Source organism: Segatella hominis, assembly GCF_019249725.2.
Taxonomy (GTDB): domain Bacteria; phylum Bacteroidota; class Bacteroidia; order Bacteroidales; family Bacteroidaceae; genus Prevotella.
Map to the genome: position 1 here is coordinate 2,182,882 of NZ_CP137559.1, position 17,713 is coordinate 2,200,594.

Consider the following 17,713-nt stretch of genomic DNA (forward strand, 5'->3'; position numbering starts at 1 on the left):
CGGATAAAGGAAACAAAAGTGCTTACTAAACTAAGTGGTTTTCTGAAGAATAACAATATTTTAACTAAGTAGTTTTCTGAAGAAAAGCGTTATATATATAATAAGGTATAAAGTCGGAAAGGCATTTCCCCATCAGAGCGGATATCCTGACACGACGGATTGCCTTGGGAGAATTCAGTGCACATGCACATTTTTATCAACTAAATAAATTTCATACAACATGAAACCATTAAAATTTCAACCGCTATTAAAATCCACCATCTGGGGTGGCAGTAAGATTATCGCTTTCAAACATCTCGACGTAAAGCAGGAGAAGGTGGGAGAAAGTTGGGAAATCTCTGGAGTACCAGGCAATGAAAGCATCGTAGCTGATGGCGAGATGCAGGGCAAGAGCCTCAATGAGGTAGTGAAAGAACTCAAGGGAAGTTTCCTTGGGGAGGAGAACTACAAGCGTTTCGGAAATGAATTTCCATTGCTCATCAAGTTTATTGACGCCAACAGCGACCTCTCTATCCAGGTGCATCCTAATGATGAGATTGCCCATAGGCAGGGCAAGGAGCGTGGCAAGACCGAGATGTGGTATGCGCTGCCAAGCGAACCGGATGCCAAGCTCTACAACGGCTTGAAGATGCAGATTACACCGGAGCAGTACAAGGAGATGGTGGAAAATGATACCATCACGGATGCACTGGCTCAGTATGACGTGAAGGAAGGCGACTGCTTCTTTATTCCTGCAGGCAGAATTCATGCCATCGGCACCGGTTGTTTCGTGGCTGAAATCCAGCAGACCAGCGATGTGACCTACCGCATCTACGACTTCAAGCGCAAGGACAAGGACGGCAACTATCGCCAGCTCCACACCAAGGAAGCATCTGAGTGCATCGACTATACCGTGCTGCCAGACTATCGCCAGCACTATACACCGAAGAAGAACGAGGGTGTAGGCATGGTAGAGTGTCCATACTTCACCACAGCCGTTTATGATCTCGATGAGCCTATGACGCTCGACTATTCCGAACTGGACAGTTTCGTGATTCTGATTGGTCTGAAGGGCAAGGCTAAGATAACCGACAACGAGGGTAATGAGATTACGCTCCAGGGCGGTGAAAGTATTGTAGTTCCTGCCTCTACCCAGACATTGAAGGTAGAAGGAACACTGAAGTTCCTGGAGACATACGTATAGTTTAAAGGTAAAAAAGTAAAAAGGTAAAAGGGTAAAAAGTAAAAAAGGTAAAAAGGAAGCAGGCAGATGACATCCCGCCAGGCTCCTTTTACCCTTTTACCCTTTTACTTTTTTACCTTTTTACCTTTAAAAATCCTTTTTACCTTTTCAAATACTCCTCGATATCCGCCTGTATCTTCTGGAATTCCGGAGAAAACTGGTAGAAGGTATTCTTCTTCATCATCATTTTTACCTTGCCCAGACTATTCTCATAGCATGCCATTTCGGTGCGAGCCTGCTCGGAATGGATGGCACGGTCACGGATTTCATTCTCGCGGTCGTTGCGCAGGGCATCACATACACTCTGCACGATAGGACTCACCACCAGGTCGAAGAGATGATGACCCTGTATATATAAATAGGTATTGGTCTCAGTTACCCCGAGGTTGCGAAGATAAGTTTCCATTTCGGGAAGGTAGGTCTTGTGCTTCGGGAAATGACGCTCCAGTTGGAAGAGCTTTGCCCTCACCTTCTTGGCGAGATAGTCTATCGCCCATTGAGGGTCTCTGATTCGTACGGATGGCAGCACAATCACCTTGTCAAACTCAGCCATATCCAAATGCATCGACATCTTGCGAAAACGGATGTAGAAAAGCATGTGCCAAACGAAGAGGGGCCATATCGTACGGGAATAAGCTTCCAGGAAATGCTCGAAGTCGAAGATGCGATGGTCGTTGAGCGTCACCATCACGCAGGTTTCGTGCAGTCCCTTGGCATAGCACTGGTAGTTTTCAATGGCATAGGCATAGGTATGGAAGATGTATGGATTTTCGAGCATCATCTGCGAAGCCTCGGTAGTGCCCTGTCGGAGATAATCGTAGTCGGCATCCACGCAGGCTATCATATCCTTGCCCACTCCCTTGAGCATGCTCGATACCGCAGCCTTCTTGCCACGGTCCAGATGCTGGTTGCGTGAAGGCAGCATGATGTCGAAATAGCGGGTTTCATCCTCAAACTTACCAAGTACAGACCGCCAGAAGAATACGTCATCATAGCTCTCGACGTAAGCCACTATCTTACGTCTCGCCTTCTTCGAGGTCATCCTGTTGGCAGCCTCGAAGTATAGGGAATTGATATTATCGGTTAAACGTTTAGCCATAATTTAAGTGAAGAGTGATGAGTGAAGAATTCACTTGATGGTGATATCATTCACTTCGGTGACTTTATCCGTCCATCCATCCATGACCACGGCAGGACTGTGGGTAGTCATGATGATTTGGATGTTTGGGTTCAGTTGGAGCACCAGTCCGATGAGCTGCTTCTGCCATTCGAAGTGGAGACTGATCTCAGGCTCGTCCATGAAGAGCACGTAAGGCAGGTTGTCCTCCACCAGCACGGTGAGGAGGATGGCAAGTATCTGCTTTTCGCCGGCAGAGAGCTGGTAAGGCATGAGCTGTTCGCCTATCTGATCGAAGCGGATCTCGTTGGCTGTGCGCACGATGGTCTTGCCCGTATCCTTGAAGAGACTGTCCACTATATCCTGGAACATCCTCTTCGGTTCACTCAGTTTCTGTGCCTTGGCGGCTGCATCAGAATCACCACTCTGCAGCACGGCGATGATGCGATTGCCGATGTTCACCTGATAGTCGAGATACTTGCGCTGCAATTGGAACAGTTGCCAGTCGAGCTCGGTGACCAGCGTGAGGTCTATCTTGTTGAGCATCTCGGCATTCATCAGCGGCCTATCCACCGAGCGAATCACATCGTAGCGTATCCACTTGGCTTCCTCAGGCTCCACCTTGAGATGCACCCCCTTGATCATGTGGCTCGGGAATTCCCCACCGGCAGCGAGGCCCTTCACCACCTTATTTAATATAGTACTCTTGCCCACGCCGTTTACACCACTCAGGATATTGACACGGCGGTCGAGGTTCCAAAGAATATGTTTGGTACCACTCCAAAGAGAGTCTATCTCAATCTGTTTGATATAATCAGCGTATTTCTGCATAAGAATATCTCCTATTTTTAAATTTTCTACCGCAAATATAGCAAAATTCCTTGAAAATTAGTACCTTTGCACCCGATTTTAACGATAAATATCGACTAATTTAATATAAATAAAGAAAAATGGATAACAAACGACCTCTCATCGCCCACCTGTGTCTTTTCTGCTCCGGTGCATTCTGGGGATTGATGGCTCCCGTAGGCAAGGATGCCATGCTCCACGGCATCGACGGCATCGACCTCGTGAGCTTCCGTGTATTGGGCGGTGCCATTCTCTTCTGGCTCGCTTCTCTCTTCACCAAGAAGGAGCACGTACCGGTAAAAGATATCTTCATGTTTGCTGCAGCAGGACTTTTCGCCCTCGTTTTCAACCAGTGTTCCTATACCATCGGACTGAATATGACCTCTCCGAGCAACTCCAGCATCATGACTACTTCAATGCCTATCTTTGCGATGATTCTCTCCTTCTTCATCCTGAAGGAACCTATCACCTGGAAGAAAGCGCTCGGTGTGCTGATGGGCTGTGCGGGTGCCTGCATCATCATCCTGACAAGTGCCACGGCGGGCAATGCGAAGGTGGGCAACATCTGGGGCGATCTGCTCTGTATGTCGGCTCAGCTCTCTTTTGCGCTCTACCTCTCGCTCTTCAAGAATCTACTGTCGAAGTATTCCCTCTTCACCATCAACAAGTGGATGTTTCTCTGGGCCACGCTCTTCATCTGGCCATTCACCATCGGTCATGTATCAGCCATTCCATTCGCTGAAGTTCCGATGAGCACTTGGTGGGAGACGGGCTATGTGATATTCTTTGGCACCTTCGTGGCCTACATCTGCATGATGATCGGACAGAAAACGCTGCGCCCTACCGTGGTGAGTGTATATAATTATGTGCAGCCTTTGGTATCGGTGAGCGTGAGTGTCATCGTGGGTCTCGCCGTGTTCAAGGGTATGCAGGCAATAGCAGCCCTGCTCGTTTTCTCGGGTGTATGGCTCGTAGTGAAGAGCAAGTCTAAGCATGATATCGACCGTCACGACCACAGTCTCGCTTTCGAAAAGAGACATGCGTAAATGATGGAAAGCTTAAATGATTTAAGGCTTTAATGTCAATTTATAAACAGAAACTGTCCCCATCTGAGATAACAGATGAGGACAGTTTTGTTTTATAAGGAAAAGAATATCAGCAACCGAAGTAAACCATCAGTCCGCCCAATACGATATACAACAGGGCGTATGGAATAGCCGAACGGAGAATCTCTCCATCCTTTCCCTCCATATCGCAGGCTGCAGTAGCGATGGCGATGCTCTGCGGACTGATCATCTTGCCACCCGTAGCTCCCGTGGTATTGGCGGCAACCAGCCAGTTCTCCTGACCGCCCTCCATACCGAAGAATGTACTCTGTCCCGTCATGCCCAACTGGTTGGCAACATGAGCCTGGAGCTTGGCAAAGAGAATATTCGAAGAGGTATCAGAACCCGTTACGAAAGTTCCGATGGCACCAATCATCGGAGCAAACAAAGGATAGAAATCACCCGTCACAGCTACCAATCCAGAGGCGATGGAAGTAATCATTCCCGAATAGTTCATCACGCTCGCCAGGGCTATCAGCGAACAAATGGTCACCACCGTCTTGCGCAGATTCACCGTAGTACGGGCAAGAATCACCATCAGTCTCTTGAGGCTCAACCCTTGTATCAATCCACCGATCGTAGCACCCAGGAAGAGCATCAAGCCCGCATTGGAAATCCAGCCAAACTTAAAGGTGCTGCCGAGCACAGGCAGATGAACCGCACTTACCAGATGACTCTTGAGGAAAGCATTGACCGGAGGACAGAGCGCTCCGGAAACCAGGATGAATATCAATATAAAGAGGTAAACACTCCATGCCTTCAGGCTCTCGCTGAGAGTGAAGGTTTCCTTATCCTGCACCTTGCTCTTTCTGGCAAACACCTTGGCGTATGCGATGATGGCAATAATGGCAGCCAACGAACCGATGATGGCTGGAGTCTCCGAACCGAGATAATAGCCGCATACAAACTGCACTACCACGGAAATTCCGCCCACCAAAAGGGCGATGATGAGATTCTTGATAAGATTGTGCTTATCGGTAAGCGTCAGGATGATGAAAGGCAGGATGATAAAGAGAGGTGCCAGCTGGATAATGGCGAAGGCCGAAGTCTCGCAAATCTGTGCTGCCGAAGCCGATCCGCTTTCAGCCACCTCATTGCAGAGCGTAGTAACCGGTACGCCCACGGCACCAAATCCCGTAGCCACGGTATTACCGATCAAGGACACCAGAGCCGAGAACATCGGTTTGAATCCGAGTCCGATGAGGATGGCAGCAGGTATCGCCACCGCTGTTCCGAAACCCGCCATACCTTCGAGCAGTCCGCCGAAGCCCCATACGAGGAGCAGTACGAGCAGTCCCTTATCATCGGTAATCGACGTAAACTGTTTCTTGATTACCTCAATCTGCTTGCTTTCCACAAGGATATTATAGCTATAAATAGCCATCAGGATGATGATGAGAATCGGGAACACCGCCTTCAGGATGCCTTCCACCACCGCCCATCCCGTCAGGGCGATAACGCTATCCTCCGCATGTTCCGGAGCTATCATGCCCAGCGGCGAAGCTGCGAAGAGAGCAAGCAACATGGTAACCACGAGCGTCAGCAAGGCGCTCTTATGACCTGCCATCTTGAAGCCGAGCATCAGGATGAACAGCAACACGATGGGAATAATAGAAACTATTGATGCCATAAACCATTCAGTTTTTAATGTTTTCGATTGTAAGATTTTATATGTATGCCTGCAAAAATAACATTTTTCTTTGAAAAAAGAAAGCATTTTTTGAAAAAATCTTTTATAAGATGTCCGATTTTTCAATTTCATACGTCTATAGAATGTAAAGGTTATGAGAACAGAAGAATTCAACCATATCATCCTACCGATGCGCAGCAACTTGAAAGCGTATGCACTAAGGTTGACTGAGAGTGACGACAATGCCGAAGACCTCGTGCAGGAAGTCATGCTCAGGCTGTGGGACATGCACCAGAACATCAAGGCAGAAGATAACCTCAAGGCGCTCGCCATTACCATCATGCGCAACAAGTTTTATGACCAGTGCCGACATGAGGAGCGGAACTTCACCACAGACAAGGTGATGGATGTACCCATAGAAGACCGGCGGGCAGAGCAACGGGACGAGGTAAACCTCATCAAGCAGATAGTGGCACAGCTCCCGCCCTTACAGCAGCAGATATTCCGCCTAAAGGAGATAGAAGGCTATACTGCCGATGAAATCATGCAGATAACGGGATGTACTGCCGATAATCTCCGAAAGAATCTCTCCAGAGCCCGACTCAAAATCAGAGAGACCTATATGAATATCGTGAAACAGAACAGAACAAAATAAAGAAGGAGGAAAGAAGATGAACGATAAAATAAAAAGAATCGATGAATTCAAGGGTATCAATGAATTCAAGACAATACAGGACTTGCTCGACAAGTATATGGATGGTGCCACATCCAATGAGGAAGAGGCAACGCTCAGAAAATATTTCGAAGAGCATGGCAATGATATTCCTGAAGAATGGGAATCCTATCGCGCCCTTTTCTGCTATATCGGATTCGAACAGATGAATCTTTCTCAAATTCTAAAAGAAGAAGAAAAGAAGGAAATAGCAAAGGAGGATATTCTAGAAGATGAAGAAAAGAATATCCCAAAGAAAGAAAGAAAGGAAGAGGAAACTTCTCCAAATAAGGAAACTTTTACAAAGAAGGAAGCTTCTCGCAGCAGATGGCTCAAATATTTCGGCACATCTGTGGCAGCAGCCGCTATCATCGCATTTCTGATTGTGGGCATCCAGAAGATAGCCCAGCCTCAGCCTGAATGTTATGCGGTTATCGATGGAAAGGTTTATACCGACCAGGAGTTCGTTCATAACGAAGCCCTGGATGCCCTGGAAGATGTTTCGGCAGATTCCGAAGATCCATTCAGTGCCCTGAATATGATGAAACAATAAATTCATCTTTTAGATGAAACAATCAATCAAACTATAGTATAATATATATAATAAGGTATAGAATATGAAACGATGCAACTTGATAAAACGCTTCTTCATCGGACTGCTTCTTATCGTGGTAGCCTCGATTTCGGCTAATGCCCAGGAGGGGCTGTACGTAAAAAGTATATTCCAACGCTTCGGACACGCCAAGGGATGCAAGATGGTTACGATGCAGAATACGCAACTCAAAGGTTACAAGCTCAGGATATACAAGAGCCTGGTATATAAGTACCATGCCACGGAAATAGCCCACTATCTGAAGTCCGACCGCAAGGCTGCGAAAAAAATCAGAGAGGTGGTGGAGAATGGCAAGATGGTGAGCGGCTATTACATGATGGCACCCTTGAGTAATGGCGACAACCGCTTCATCCTCTTCAGTAACCCGAGTAAAAGCAAGGGAACCGTGATTTATATAGAAGGCAACCTGTCGCCCGAAGATATCATGAAACTCTGCTATTCCAGAAGATAGAAGCAACATCTTCCTACAGGAATCCTCTCAATAAGAATAAGAAACAACATAAAATATAGTATTATGAATATCAAAAACGTAATGATGATGGCTGCCATGATGCCAGCCTTCGCCCTTGCTGAAACCAACAGCAACTGTGCACCAGCCTCTGTAGAGGCTAACGACACCACAATCAGAGTGAACGACCAGAACATCGTCATCAAGCAGGATGGTGAACAGACTTCTGTGAAGATATATAAGATGAACGGCAACGAGATGACCAAGATTTCCGAAACCCAATTCGTAGATGGTCAGGAAGTAGAAAAGGTATTTATCACCTCGCCTTTCATCCCTCAGACCTTGAGCAAGCGCAAGCGCAGTCTGGAGAGTCATTATCCAACCTTCTTCTTCGGCTGCAGCCAGTTGCCAGGCAGCAGGGGAAGCATGGGAGGCAACAACGAGATGCACAGTCGCGACTCCAAGTCGTGGGAATGGGGCATCACCCTCACCAGTCTCTGCTTCCGCCTTTCCTACGAAATGGCGCTCACCTCCTCTCTCTCCATCGGACAGGTGCACCACCATTTCAAGGAAAATTATGTATTAAGTACCGAAAACGGGGTATCGGCAATGACTCCAATAGAAGGCGAGACGCTGAAGAAAAGCTATATCAGCTACAATGTGCTCCGCCTGCCTATCATGCTGGAGTGGCAGAAGCGCATAGGATGCCATGATGCATTCCTGGCGTTAGGTCCATCGGTAGAATACCGCTGGCACGAGCATTCCCGCTACTTTATCGGAAAGCACAAGCATACCGAAACGGGCGATATCAACCTCAACCCTATCGGCGTGAACCTCGAGGCCCGTGCCGGCTACTCAGGAGTGATGCTCTACGCCCGTGCCGGAATAACCCCGTTGCTCAACAAGACCAAGGCTCCCGAGTGCTACCCGATGACCATCGGCTTAGGATTTAGACTATAATGTAGCAAAATATAACAGAAACTGTCCCCATCTGATACCCCCTTTCAGATGAGGACATTTTTTTGTTCGGCCAAATTAGGGAATTTAAAATGGCCAAATTAGGTAACAAAACACGGCCAAATTAGGTAATTTTGCCCATTTTTCTACTAAAAAATGCCCGAATACCACAAACATGGTAGCAGGAATACTACTCATGTGCGATTTCTAAACTCAAAAAATCGTCGTACCTTTGCAACGTCAATCAGAACAAACAGCATGATGACTTTCAGACAGACATCAGAATGTCTTTCAGAGAGAACATCAATCTGATTTCTGGGCGACAAATTTATATAAATGAATAAGAACATATTGACGTAAAATTTAAAAAAGAAAGGACATAGATTATGAGTACAGAAAAGAAACTTCGCTTTGAGACACTTCAGTTGCATGTAGGTCAGGAAAATCCAGATCCAGCTACCGACGCTCGTGCGGTGCCTATCTACCAGACCACAAGTTATGTGTTCCGCAACTCTCAGCACGCTGCCGACCGCTTCGGACTCCGTGACGCAGGTAATATCTATGGTCGCTTGACCAACTCTACACAGGACGTATTCGAAGACCGTGTAGCTGCCCTCGAAGGTGGTGTAGCCGGTTTGGCAGTTGCTTCTGGTGCAGCCGCAGTAACCTACGCTCTGCAGAACATCCTTCAGAATGGCGACCACATCGTAGCTGCCGACAACATCTATGGTGGTACTTATAACCTCATCACTCATACATTATCCACACAGGGTGTAAGCTACACCATCGTAGATCCTCGCAACTTCGAGCAGGTAGAGGCAGCCATTCAGGACAATACCAAAGCTCTCTATGCAGAGACCTTCGGAAATCCTAACTCTGATGTAACTGATATCGATAAGTTGGCAGAGATTGCTCATCGCCACAACATCCCATTGATTATCGATAATACCTTCGGCACTCCATATCTCATCCGTCCTATCGAGCACGGAGCCGACATCGTGGTTCACTCTGCTACCAAGTTCATCGGCGGTCATGGTTCTTCTCTCGGTGGTGTCATCGTAGATGGCGGTAAGTTCGACTGGAAGGCAAATGCCGACAAGTTCCCTACCCTCGCTAAGCCAGACCCATCTTATCACGGTGCAGTATTCGCAGATGTAGCAGGAGCAGCAGCCTTCGTAACCCGTATCCGTGCGGTCATCCTTCGTGATACCGGTGCTACCATCTCTCCATTCAATGCCTGGATTCTTCTTCAGGGCTTGGAGACATTGAGCCTCCGTGTAGAGCGTCACGTTCAGAATGCATTGAAGGTGGTAGAATATCTGGAGAACAATCCTAAGGTGGCTAAGGTTAATCACCCAGCCGTTCCTTCTCATCCAGACCACGAGCTCTACAAGAAGCTCTTCCCTAACGGTGCAGGCTCTATCTTCACCTTCGATATCAAGGGCGGCGAGAAAGAGGCATGGGAATTCATCGACCACCTGCGCATCTTCTCATTGTTGGCTAACGTTGCCGATGTGAAGTCACTGGTTATCCACCCAGCAACAACCACCCACTCTCAGTTGAGCCCAGAGGAGTTGGAGGAGCAGCACATCTATCCTTCTACTGTTCGATTGAGCATCGGTATCGAGAACATCGACGACCTGATCGAGGCACTCGACGAGGCATTTACGTATGTTAAGTAAAGTTTAACATGGCACATATAGTATATATAATAATTTTTAGTTTTGGTGTTCTAAGTGAATTATACAGTATACTATTCACAAACAGGAAAGAAAAGAATAAGCAGATTAGACGACTTAAAACAGAAAGAGACTTGCTAATTCTTTTACTTTATGGTTACATTCTTATTGATTTATTAATAACAAAATAGAAATGAAAAATTATGGCAAAGATATATAAACAGATTACTGATTTAATCGGTAAGACCCCATTGGTAGAATTGGGTAAGTATTCAGCATCCAAGGGTTTGGAGACTCCTGTAATTGCTAAGGTAGAATTCTTCAATCCAGGCGGAAGCGTAAAAGACCGCGTAGCCCTCGCCATGATCGAGGATGCAGAGCAGAAGGGACTCCTCAAACCGGGAGCTACCATCATTGAACCTACCAGTGGCAATACAGGTGTAGGATTGGCTTTGGTATCAGCCGTGAAGGGCTACCACCTCATCCTCACCATGCCTGAGACGATGAGTATCGAGCGCAGAAACTTGGTGAAGGCTTACGGCGCACAGGTGAAATTGACCAGCGGCAAAGACGGTATGCCGGGTGCCATCAAGGCTGCCGAGGAGTTGAGAGATTCCATCCCTGGTTCTGTGATTTTAGGACAGTTCACCAACCCAGCCAACCCAGCCAAGCACTATGCTACAACGGGTCCTGAAATCTGGGCTGATACTGATGGCGAGATTGATATCTTCGTAGCCGGTGTAGGAACAGGCGGCACCATTTCGGGTATTGCCAAGTACTTGAAGGAGCAGAATCCTAACGTGAAGGTGATTGCCGTAGAGCCAGCCACATCGCCTGTATTGAACGGCGGACAGAGCGGTCCTCACAAGATTCAGGGCATCGGAGCCGGTTTCATTCCAAAGACTTACTCTTCTGAATACATCGATGAGGTATTGGATATCCAGAACGATGATGCCATCAAGGCAGGTCGTGACCTGGCTCAGACCGAGGGTTTGCTGGTAGGAATCTCATCAGGAGCTGCAGCTTTTGCAGCCACCGAGATTGCGAAGCGTCCTGAGAACAAGGGCAAGAAGATCGTAGCCCTCTTGCCAGATACAGGTGAGCGTTACTTGAGCACTGTACTCTATGCTTTCGAGGAGTATCCTTTGTAAATCGCCTCTCATTCGCTGAGATGCAGAAACACAGAGAAGATTTCCATAAAGAAAGCGAAATCATTATAATTCCCCCAACCTGCTTTTCGCTATAGCGGGTTGGGGGTTATTGTATTTATATAGAGCGGAAAATCGAACTGTAATCGTAATCAGTAATCATCCCACAAGCCTACGATATCTGAAGCAGAATCACTATAGAAATAGATTACTATTTCAAAATAAAATCTCCCTAAAGAGAATTTTCTCGAAACTTTTAGCTAACTTTGCAATCGAGTTATCAACCCAATCTGCATAACATGGATTCATATTCTGGAATCATCATAGAAGAAAGTAGAAGGTCTGAGCAATTTTCAGACTTTACTCCCATACCTTGCAAAGGATTCAACCTTCTTTGCAAGGCTAAGCGCTATGGCAGATGGTGGGTGCTCAAAGGATTGAAGGAGCAATACCGTCAAGACGAAAACTACAAGAACCTGCTGCACAAAGAGTTCGATATCCTCATATCCCTGCAGCATCCCTACATCGTATCAGCCTACAGCATGGAAGAAATACCAGAAATGGGTACCTGTATCGTGATGGAATGGATAGATGGTATCACGCTGGAACACTGGAGTGGCAAGAAGACTGAGGGAGAAGGCATCTTCCTCCAGCTGCTTGATGCAGTGCATTACATCCATGCCAAGCAGATAGTACACAGAGACTTAAAACCTTCCAATATCATTATTACCCATAACGGCAATCATGTAAAACTCATCGATTTCGGGCTTTCAGATACCGATGACTTTGCCATCCTCAAACAGCCAGCCGGCACACCGGGCTACATCTCTCCAGAACAGATCATCTCCCGACAGGCAGACATCCGCAACGACATCTTCAGCATCGGCTGCATCCTGGAAAAAATACTTCCAGGCAAGCCCTATACAGCAATCATCAAGCGTTGCAAGGCTCCCATAACCCAGCGATATGCCAATGTGGATGAACTCAAAGCCGATTTCATGGCTCACAGAAACAGGCATCTATCCGGTATCAAGCGTATCGGAATCGCAGCTTTGGTCTGTATCATCTTATTAGGTTTCATCAGTTATCCTTTACTGTATCAGCAGGAAAAGAGCATTAGCATCACCCCGGCACATCACGAAGCCAAGAAGGATACAGTCATCCGCCAGCAAACCAAGAAGCCTGCCCCACTTTCCAATGGCCGGAAATCCCTGCAGCCAACAGCTACCGAACCATCTTCTGCATCCCATTTACAAAGCGCCGAACTCATATCCAAGGGAAAGAAGACTATCGACAAGATGTGGAAGGAATCCGGCATAGACACCATCCAGTCTGTTGTGAAAAAGAGCGAGGCATTCTATCAGTTTGTAAATAAGAGTAATGAATTCATCTCAACGACTTATCCGCAGACATTCTCTAAAGACATCGCCGGCAAGGCAGATATCATCTATGAGCTATCCTCCTATAACGCTGAGAGATATATAAGACCCACCCTGTCGAGTTTTCAATCTTCTAAGTAATGCTCTACGATGATACCATTCTTCTTACCTATGGCATAAGTGACCGGCTCCCTATCTCCATGTTTCCAGCCATGAAGATAAGCAGGTTCATGGTTGATGAAATGACGGCACTCAAAAGTATCATCTTTCGACAATCTGGTATTTTCCGATGACAAGACCTTGAAATATCCATTACCCAGATACCTGATGATGCAGGTCCTGTCGGGCAGCCAGGAAAGTTTGAGCATCTGTCCCTCATAAAGATCATCACAAGAGATTTCCTTGCCCATAACCATTTGGCTCTGTTGCTGACCAGCCCCCTGCGAAAAGCCAAATTCCTGAAAGTCAGCATAACCAAGAAATTTCGCCAGGACATCCTTGGTAAACTTACTGGCAGAAACCCCTTCGCTCACATATCCCCAGAATCGTCGCAGCGTAGAGGCACTCACCCTTTGCTGAGTACGTTCCTCCACCTTTTCGCTCAACCATACGAAGTCGCGAGGCACAACCATCTTACGCCCCGCCATCTTTTCTATCATTTCACGTAATATCTGTTCCATGCTGCAAAGATAGTAAAACAAATCCAACCAATAAGATATTTCCACAAAAAAAGCCTCATATTTCGAACTTGGAATAGAATGGAACGCTGAAAAAGCAAAAAAATCAGCTATTTTTGCAAAAAATCAGCTCACGATGAACGACATTAAAAAAAATATGGTATATTTGCAGTGCTGTTCTAAAAAAACAGCAGACATGTTAAGGAAACAACCATGCTTGGTTCGTACTGAGAATCTGGACAATTCATTGTACACAAGAACGAAGACAGAAGTTGTTCACCCAACCGTATATTATTGTATCCATTCCGCTTCGGCGGGATGGGTATCAACATATACCCATTGGTGTGAGCTGATTTTCATTCTTTGTGTACAGGTAGTCCAGAACCTTCAGAACAGAATGAAATTGGTTCGCACCTTTTTTTGTGCCTTAGAATGAAATAACCAAAAAGTAAATGATAAACATCATGGAAAGAACTAACATTTATATTTCAGATACCGACGAACAGGTAATGCAAAAAGTATTATCCAGCATCAGCAGTGTTATCTTCAGTGAGAAGAAATACGATGATATTCTTCTGAAAAGATACCAGGAAATGAAAGAACAATGTAATTGGGAATATCCTGATGGTCCGTCAGATAATGGATGTGCCGTTAAATATATTGATGCCCCACAAGATTACCAAGACTATAGCATCTTGGGATTTGACATACCGACACTTATACAAACAGACCCTGACAAGCCAATCTCAAATATTGTCATGGTAGTAAGCCAAGACCCAAGACGCACAGAACGCTATAAAGGAAAGTTATCTTTATCCTCTCCTTTTGGCTTTCATGACAAAAGCTATCGTACCAATACTCGCAAGGGATTCATGACACCAGTCATACTTCAGGCTCTCGAAGCAGCTCCAGGAACTGCAATTTATATGACTGATTGCAACAAACTGTTTACAAAAGACAAGAGAGGCATTCAGAAAACTGACACTCATAAATATCAAGAAATTCTCCAGAAAGAGATAGAATTGATAAAGCCAAGTTGCATCATTGCTCACGGAAGAACTGCTAACGCAATTCTTAGCAAAATAGGTGCTTCTATAAACTGTAAACCCATTTATGTTCCTTACATTGGGAATTCCTACATGAAAAAAGAGGATCGAGAAAAGGCAATAACTGCTTTTGTCGATGTATTCAAAAATAAGAACAATAAATAATTCACAAGGATATGAAAAAAATCTTTTATCATTATGCTCTTCTTTGCGATAGCATCGGGAGCTATAGAATAAAATGAAATTAATCCCGACAAGATATTCACGAAAGATAATCTGACTGAATTGCCACAATTCACTGGCGATAAAACTTGCATTCATCACATTTGCAATGGGAGGTTGATGATTATGGATTACTTTTAAAAACAATATTATTAATTTTAAATATCATTAATTATGAAAAAGATTCCTGTTTTTTTTGCATTCATGCTGACATTGCTATTCTCTGCATGTTCTTCTTCAATGTTCGACAAACTGGTAGAGGCATACGAAAGTTCGACCAAAGAACTCGCTTCTGCATCCAGCAACGACGACTGTGACAGAATACATGACGAGCTGATGGAAAAGTTGTACAAGATTTCACAGGACTATCCTGATTGGGAAGAGATCATCCAAAAAGAGGGTGAAGACAGCGAAAATGTCAAAAAGGTCACCAAGGCATACGAAACTTGGAACAATACCCTAGAAAGTGCCACCACCGACAACCATTACATGTTTATGACATACTGCAACATCCCTAATGCCATCGAGCAAATTACCGGAAAGGGGGCGTCGAAGAAGACCGAGGAGACCAAAGAAAGTGAAGACACCTCTAACGACCTCTCTTCGTCATCTTCAGACACCGACATCGACGAGATGCTCGACTCCTACGAGGAATATGTCAACAAACTCTCAGACTTCTATGCTAAATTGAAGGATATGGAACCTGGTTCTGAAGAGTACATGTCTACTCTCGGCGAAGCACAGGAGCTGGAAGGCAGCTATCAGGATTTGCTCGAAAAATGCAAGGATGCCAAAGGCAACTTTACCAGTGAGCAATTGCAACGCTATGTCGAGATTACCAAAAAGTTGACCGAGGCAATGAAATAATATCCGACTATAGGAATATTACGACATTACCCATTCATACAACATCTCACATCAATACATAAGATATGAAAAAACTTTTATATTTATCCATGCTGGCCATAACTATTTTGACCAGCTGTAACTCTAAAGAAAAAGAGGACAAGGCCTTTGCCCGAGTATCAACCTCGAACAATCCTCAGGAGATGAGAGCTTACCTTGACAATTACTTCGAGGAGGCATCTCCAGAACACCTTGTCAAGATTCGCAAGAACTTAAGAGTATGGGTAGACGATTCTACCGCCTATGCCAATATCTGCAAGACCAAAGATCTTGCCACCAAGATTTCTTTGGAGAATGAATACATGGAAAAGTTCAAGGATGGCGGCAACCATAAAACGGAGATAAGCAATATGCTTGCCAAGGACAAAAAGGCCAAGGAAGAGTTAGAGCTCAAAGAGCAGAAAGCACAAGAGGAGTTGGAGCTCCTAACAGAAAAACAAGCAAAATACAAAGAATTTAAAGACAATGTCGTCGACTATATCTTTAATTTGGGTGATAATGAAACAGTTAGTGTAGCTTGGGTATTTAGTGCTCCCGATGTTAATGGCTGCGGAAAAGGTGTATTTATTAATAACTTTAATGGTCTAAAAGAAAAGTTCACCTACAAACTTGCAGACAATGGTGACTTGCAAGTCAAAAGCAAGAGTGGTTCCGCCAGCATCACTTTCCTGAACGACGGCTTGTATCGCGGAGAAGATTATTTTAAGAGAATATACGCTCCTAGTTATTACAAAGGCTGTAAGAAATACTTATAAAAGACATAGTATATTAACAGCGTTATAAACAAAACATTTAGTAAAATTCGCACTTGCTTGTTGTATTTGCGAAAATAAAAACAAATTATATTTTCAACATTTAAAAACTATGGAAAAAGAAAAGATTAACCAGTTCATCATGGTAAATGGAAAATATTTCCCTGAAATGATGATTGAAGATGTAAAAAAGAAGCTTGAGTCACTTGACGAGAGCAAAGAGAGCATGCTGATGGCTACTGAATGGAAGAATCCTACTGTTGCCTTCCTATTCGCTTTCTTCCTTGGCGGTTTGGGTGTCGACCGTTTTTGGCTTGGCGAAACAGGTCTAGGTGTTGTTAAACTCATTACTTGTGCAGGAGCTGGAATTTGGGGACTTATCGATTTGTTTACAGTAATGAACCGTGCAAAGATGTACAATTACAACAAATTGATGATGTATTTTTAAACATTAGATTTGAGGAAGAGCAAAATAGCTCTTCCTCAAAAACGAAAAGCAAGACAACAATGAATGACAAAATCAATATGCTATTAATGACATATAGCAAGTATTTTCCTGATGAAAGTATGATGATGATCCAGGACAGATTCGAAGCTATGGATGAATCCAAGACATCTATGCTGTATACATTAGGCTTAAAAGATCCAACAATGGCATTAATACTTTCCATTGTTGCTGGCGGATTAGGAATTGACAGATTTTATATCGGTGACACAGGTCTTGGAATAGCAAAACTGCTTACTTGTGGAGGTTGTGGAATCTGGACGATTATAGATTACTTTTTAATCATGAAAGTAACAAAGGAGAAGAACTTAGAAAAATTCATAACAGTCATGTAATGACTAGGCAAGAAGCTTTCACCCTATTGGGAGTTTATATATTGGGAATGGTGTGGATTATACTGAACAACATCTATGATATAAGTTTAGTGCTATGCCCTACTAAAATTCTCTTTGGTATTCCTTGCCCGGGTTGCGGAATGACTAGAGCCGTAAAGCTTTGTCTTGAAGGTAAGTTATTAACAGCAGTACGGTTGAATCCCAATATCATACTTGTTTGGATAGTTCTTCCCATTGCCCCTTTCATCTTAATAACACAATTAGCAACAAATAAAGATTATATAGCAAGGATAAATGCCTGTTTAGACAAGAAGGTTTACCTCTTTATTATTCTAATTGCTGAAGGAAGCATATGGATTTATAACATTGTCCGGCATATATAAGCGGACTTGACTGCATATTGCTTTATA

The 17,713-nt window shown here is 44.7% G+C and carries 19 protein-coding genes; 15 read left to right on the plus strand and 4 right to left on the minus strand.

What is annotated here, in order from left to right:
• Positions 1-220: 220 nt before the first annotated feature.
• Positions 221-1,183 carry a type I phosphomannose isomerase catalytic subunit gene (locus KUA50_RS09020; RefSeq protein WP_218457631.1) on the plus strand — a complete coding sequence of 321 codons (963 nt, stop codon included), beginning with the start codon at positions 221-223 and terminating at the stop codon, positions 1,181-1,183.
• Between the two features lie 139 nt (positions 1,184-1,322).
• Here KUA50_RS09020 and KUA50_RS09025 read toward each other — a convergent pair whose 3' ends face one another.
• Positions 1,323-2,321, minus strand: coding sequence for a DUF4435 domain-containing protein (locus KUA50_RS09025; protein WP_218457632.1), 999 nt, complete (start codon positions 2,319-2,321; stop codon positions 1,323-1,325).
• 30 nt (positions 2,322-2,351) lie between these two features.
• Positions 2,352-3,170 (minus strand): AAA family ATPase, encoded by an 819-nt coding sequence (locus KUA50_RS09030; protein WP_218457633.1) that lies wholly within the window; start codon positions 3,168-3,170, stop codon positions 2,352-2,354.
• A gap of 119 nt (positions 3,171-3,289) precedes the next feature.
• Here KUA50_RS09030 and KUA50_RS09035 point away from each other — a divergent pair, with 119 nt between their 5' ends.
• Positions 3,290-4,234 (plus strand): DMT family transporter, encoded by a 945-nt coding sequence (locus KUA50_RS09035; protein WP_022111285.1) that lies wholly within the window; start codon positions 3,290-3,292, stop codon positions 4,232-4,234.
• 109 nt (positions 4,235-4,343) lie between these two features.
• Here the strand turns inward: KUA50_RS09035 and KUA50_RS09040 are convergent, their stop codons facing one another.
• Positions 4,344-5,924, minus strand: coding sequence for an L-lactate permease (locus KUA50_RS09040; protein WP_218457634.1), 1,581 nt, complete (start codon positions 5,922-5,924; stop codon positions 4,344-4,346).
• Between the two features lie 154 nt (positions 5,925-6,078).
• Between KUA50_RS09040 and KUA50_RS09045 the strand changes: the two genes are divergently transcribed.
• From KUA50_RS09045 to KUA50_RS09075, 7 genes are all read left to right on the plus strand, one after another.
• Positions 6,079-6,579, plus strand: a complete 501-nt coding sequence (locus KUA50_RS09045) for an RNA polymerase sigma factor (protein WP_218457635.1) — start codon at positions 6,079-6,081, stop codon at positions 6,577-6,579.
• A gap of 16 nt (positions 6,580-6,595) precedes the next feature.
• Entirely contained in the window at positions 6,596-7,189 is a 594-nt protein-coding gene (locus KUA50_RS09050; protein ID WP_218457636.1) for a hypothetical protein, read from the plus strand.
• 64 nt (positions 7,190-7,253) lie between these two features.
• Positions 7,254-7,700: a DUF6108 family protein gene (locus KUA50_RS09055; RefSeq protein WP_218457637.1), complete on the plus strand. Its 447-nt coding sequence runs from the start codon at positions 7,254-7,256 to the stop codon at positions 7,698-7,700.
• Positions 7,701-7,763: 63 nt separating this feature from the next.
• A complete protein-coding gene (locus KUA50_RS09060) occupies positions 7,764-8,657 on the plus strand; it encodes a hypothetical protein (protein WP_218457638.1) in 894 nt (297 codons plus the stop codon).
• Positions 8,658-9,040: 383 nt separating this feature from the next.
• Positions 9,041-10,336, plus strand: coding sequence for an O-acetylhomoserine aminocarboxypropyltransferase/cysteine synthase family protein (locus KUA50_RS09065; RefSeq protein WP_218457639.1), 1,296 nt, complete (start codon positions 9,041-9,043; stop codon positions 10,334-10,336).
• 200 nt (positions 10,337-10,536) lie between these two features.
• The gene (cysK, locus tag KUA50_RS09070) at positions 10,537-11,484 is read left to right on the plus strand and encodes a cysteine synthase A (RefSeq protein WP_218457640.1); all 948 of its coding nucleotides are present in this window, start codon (positions 10,537-10,539) and stop codon (positions 11,482-11,484) included.
• Between the two features lie 296 nt (positions 11,485-11,780).
• On the plus strand, positions 11,781-13,001 hold the full coding sequence (locus KUA50_RS09075) for a serine/threonine-protein kinase (RefSeq protein WP_218457641.1): 1,221 nt from the start codon (positions 11,781-11,783) through the stop codon (positions 12,999-13,001).
• Here the strand turns inward: KUA50_RS09075 and KUA50_RS09080 are convergent.
• Positions 12,986-13,540, minus strand: a complete 555-nt coding sequence (locus KUA50_RS09080; protein WP_218457642.1) for a hypothetical protein — start codon at positions 13,538-13,540, stop codon at positions 12,986-12,988. The two genes, KUA50_RS09075 and KUA50_RS09080, sit on opposite strands and share 16 nt — an antisense overlap.
• Positions 13,541-14,001: 461 nt before the next feature.
• Between KUA50_RS09080 and KUA50_RS09085 the strand changes: the two genes are divergently transcribed.
• The 6 genes from KUA50_RS09085 (at position 14,002) to KUA50_RS16890 (ending at position 17,686) form a co-directional block, all read left to right on the plus strand.
• On the plus strand, positions 14,002-14,748 hold the full coding sequence (locus KUA50_RS09085) for a uracil-DNA glycosylase family protein (protein WP_218457643.1): 747 nt from the start codon (positions 14,002-14,004) through the stop codon (positions 14,746-14,748).
• A gap of 231 nt (positions 14,749-14,979) precedes the next feature.
• Positions 14,980-15,672, plus strand: a complete 693-nt coding sequence (locus KUA50_RS09090; protein WP_218457644.1) for a hypothetical protein — start codon at positions 14,980-14,982, stop codon at positions 15,670-15,672.
• A gap of 65 nt (positions 15,673-15,737) precedes the next feature.
• Positions 15,738-16,466, plus strand: a complete 729-nt coding sequence (locus KUA50_RS09095) for a hypothetical protein (protein ID WP_218457645.1) — start codon at positions 15,738-15,740, stop codon at positions 16,464-16,466.
• Between the two features lie 109 nt (positions 16,467-16,575).
• Complete coding sequence (locus KUA50_RS09100; RefSeq protein WP_218457646.1) at positions 16,576-16,911, plus strand: TM2 domain-containing protein; 336 nt, start codon at positions 16,576-16,578, stop codon at positions 16,909-16,911.
• Between the two features lie 59 nt (positions 16,912-16,970).
• Positions 16,971-17,303 (plus strand): TM2 domain-containing protein, encoded by a 333-nt coding sequence (locus KUA50_RS09105; RefSeq protein ID WP_218457647.1) that lies wholly within the window; start codon positions 16,971-16,973, stop codon positions 17,301-17,303.
• A gap of 140 nt (positions 17,304-17,443) precedes the next feature.
• Positions 17,444-17,686 carry a hypothetical protein gene (locus KUA50_RS16890; RefSeq protein ID WP_413777459.1) on the plus strand — a complete coding sequence of 81 codons (243 nt, stop codon included), beginning with the start codon at positions 17,444-17,446 and terminating at the stop codon, positions 17,684-17,686.
• The last annotated feature ends 27 nt before the right edge of the window (positions 17,687-17,713 follow it).

What these genes read in the sequence shown, in the direction of transcription:
- KUA50_RS09080 (WP_218457642.1), bottom strand. Translation starts at nt 13,540, where the DNA reads ATGGAACAGATATTACGTGAAATGATAGAAAAGATGGCGGGGCGTAAG.
- KUA50_RS09055 (WP_218457637.1), top strand. Translation starts at nt 7,254, where the DNA reads ATGAAACGATGCAACTTGATAAAACGCTTCTTCATCGGACTGCTTCTT.
- KUA50_RS09045 (WP_218457635.1), top strand. Translation starts at nt 6,079, where the DNA reads ATGAGAACAGAAGAATTCAACCATATCATCCTACCGATGCGCAGCAAC.
- KUA50_RS09085 (WP_218457643.1), top strand. Translation starts at nt 14,002, where the DNA reads ATGGAAAGAACTAACATTTATATTTCAGATACCGACGAACAGGTAATG.
- KUA50_RS09040 (WP_218457634.1), bottom strand. Translation starts at nt 5,924, where the DNA reads ATGGCATCAATAGTTTCTATTATTCCCATCGTGTTGCTGTTCATCCTG.
- KUA50_RS09035 (WP_022111285.1), top strand. Translation starts at nt 3,290, where the DNA reads ATGGATAACAAACGACCTCTCATCGCCCACCTGTGTCTTTTCTGCTCC.
- KUA50_RS09050 (WP_218457636.1), top strand. Translation starts at nt 6,596, where the DNA reads ATGAACGATAAAATAAAAAGAATCGATGAATTCAAGGGTATCAATGAA.
- KUA50_RS09075 (WP_218457641.1), top strand. Translation starts at nt 11,781, where the DNA reads ATGGATTCATATTCTGGAATCATCATAGAAGAAAGTAGAAGGTCTGAG.
- cysK (WP_218457640.1), top strand. Translation starts at nt 10,537, where the DNA reads ATGGCAAAGATATATAAACAGATTACTGATTTAATCGGTAAGACCCCA.
- KUA50_RS16890 (WP_413777459.1), top strand. Translation starts at nt 17,444, where the DNA reads ATGACTAGAGCCGTAAAGCTTTGTCTTGAAGGTAAGTTATTAACAGCA.
- KUA50_RS09090 (WP_218457644.1), top strand. Translation starts at nt 14,980, where the DNA reads ATGAAAAAGATTCCTGTTTTTTTTGCATTCATGCTGACATTGCTATTC.
- KUA50_RS09095 (WP_218457645.1), top strand. Translation starts at nt 15,738, where the DNA reads ATGAAAAAACTTTTATATTTATCCATGCTGGCCATAACTATTTTGACC.
- KUA50_RS09060 (WP_218457638.1), top strand. Translation starts at nt 7,764, where the DNA reads ATGAATATCAAAAACGTAATGATGATGGCTGCCATGATGCCAGCCTTC.
- KUA50_RS09100 (WP_218457646.1), top strand. Translation starts at nt 16,576, where the DNA reads ATGGAAAAAGAAAAGATTAACCAGTTCATCATGGTAAATGGAAAATAT.
- KUA50_RS09065 (WP_218457639.1), top strand. Translation starts at nt 9,041, where the DNA reads ATGAGTACAGAAAAGAAACTTCGCTTTGAGACACTTCAGTTGCATGTA.
- KUA50_RS09105 (WP_218457647.1), top strand. Translation starts at nt 16,971, where the DNA reads ATGAATGACAAAATCAATATGCTATTAATGACATATAGCAAGTATTTT.
- KUA50_RS09020 (WP_218457631.1), top strand. Translation starts at nt 221, where the DNA reads ATGAAACCATTAAAATTTCAACCGCTATTAAAATCCACCATCTGGGGT.
- KUA50_RS09030 (WP_218457633.1), bottom strand. Translation starts at nt 3,170, where the DNA reads ATGCAGAAATACGCTGATTATATCAAACAGATTGAGATAGACTCTCTT.
- KUA50_RS09025 (WP_218457632.1), bottom strand. Translation starts at nt 2,321, where the DNA reads ATGGCTAAACGTTTAACCGATAATATCAATTCCCTATACTTCGAGGCT.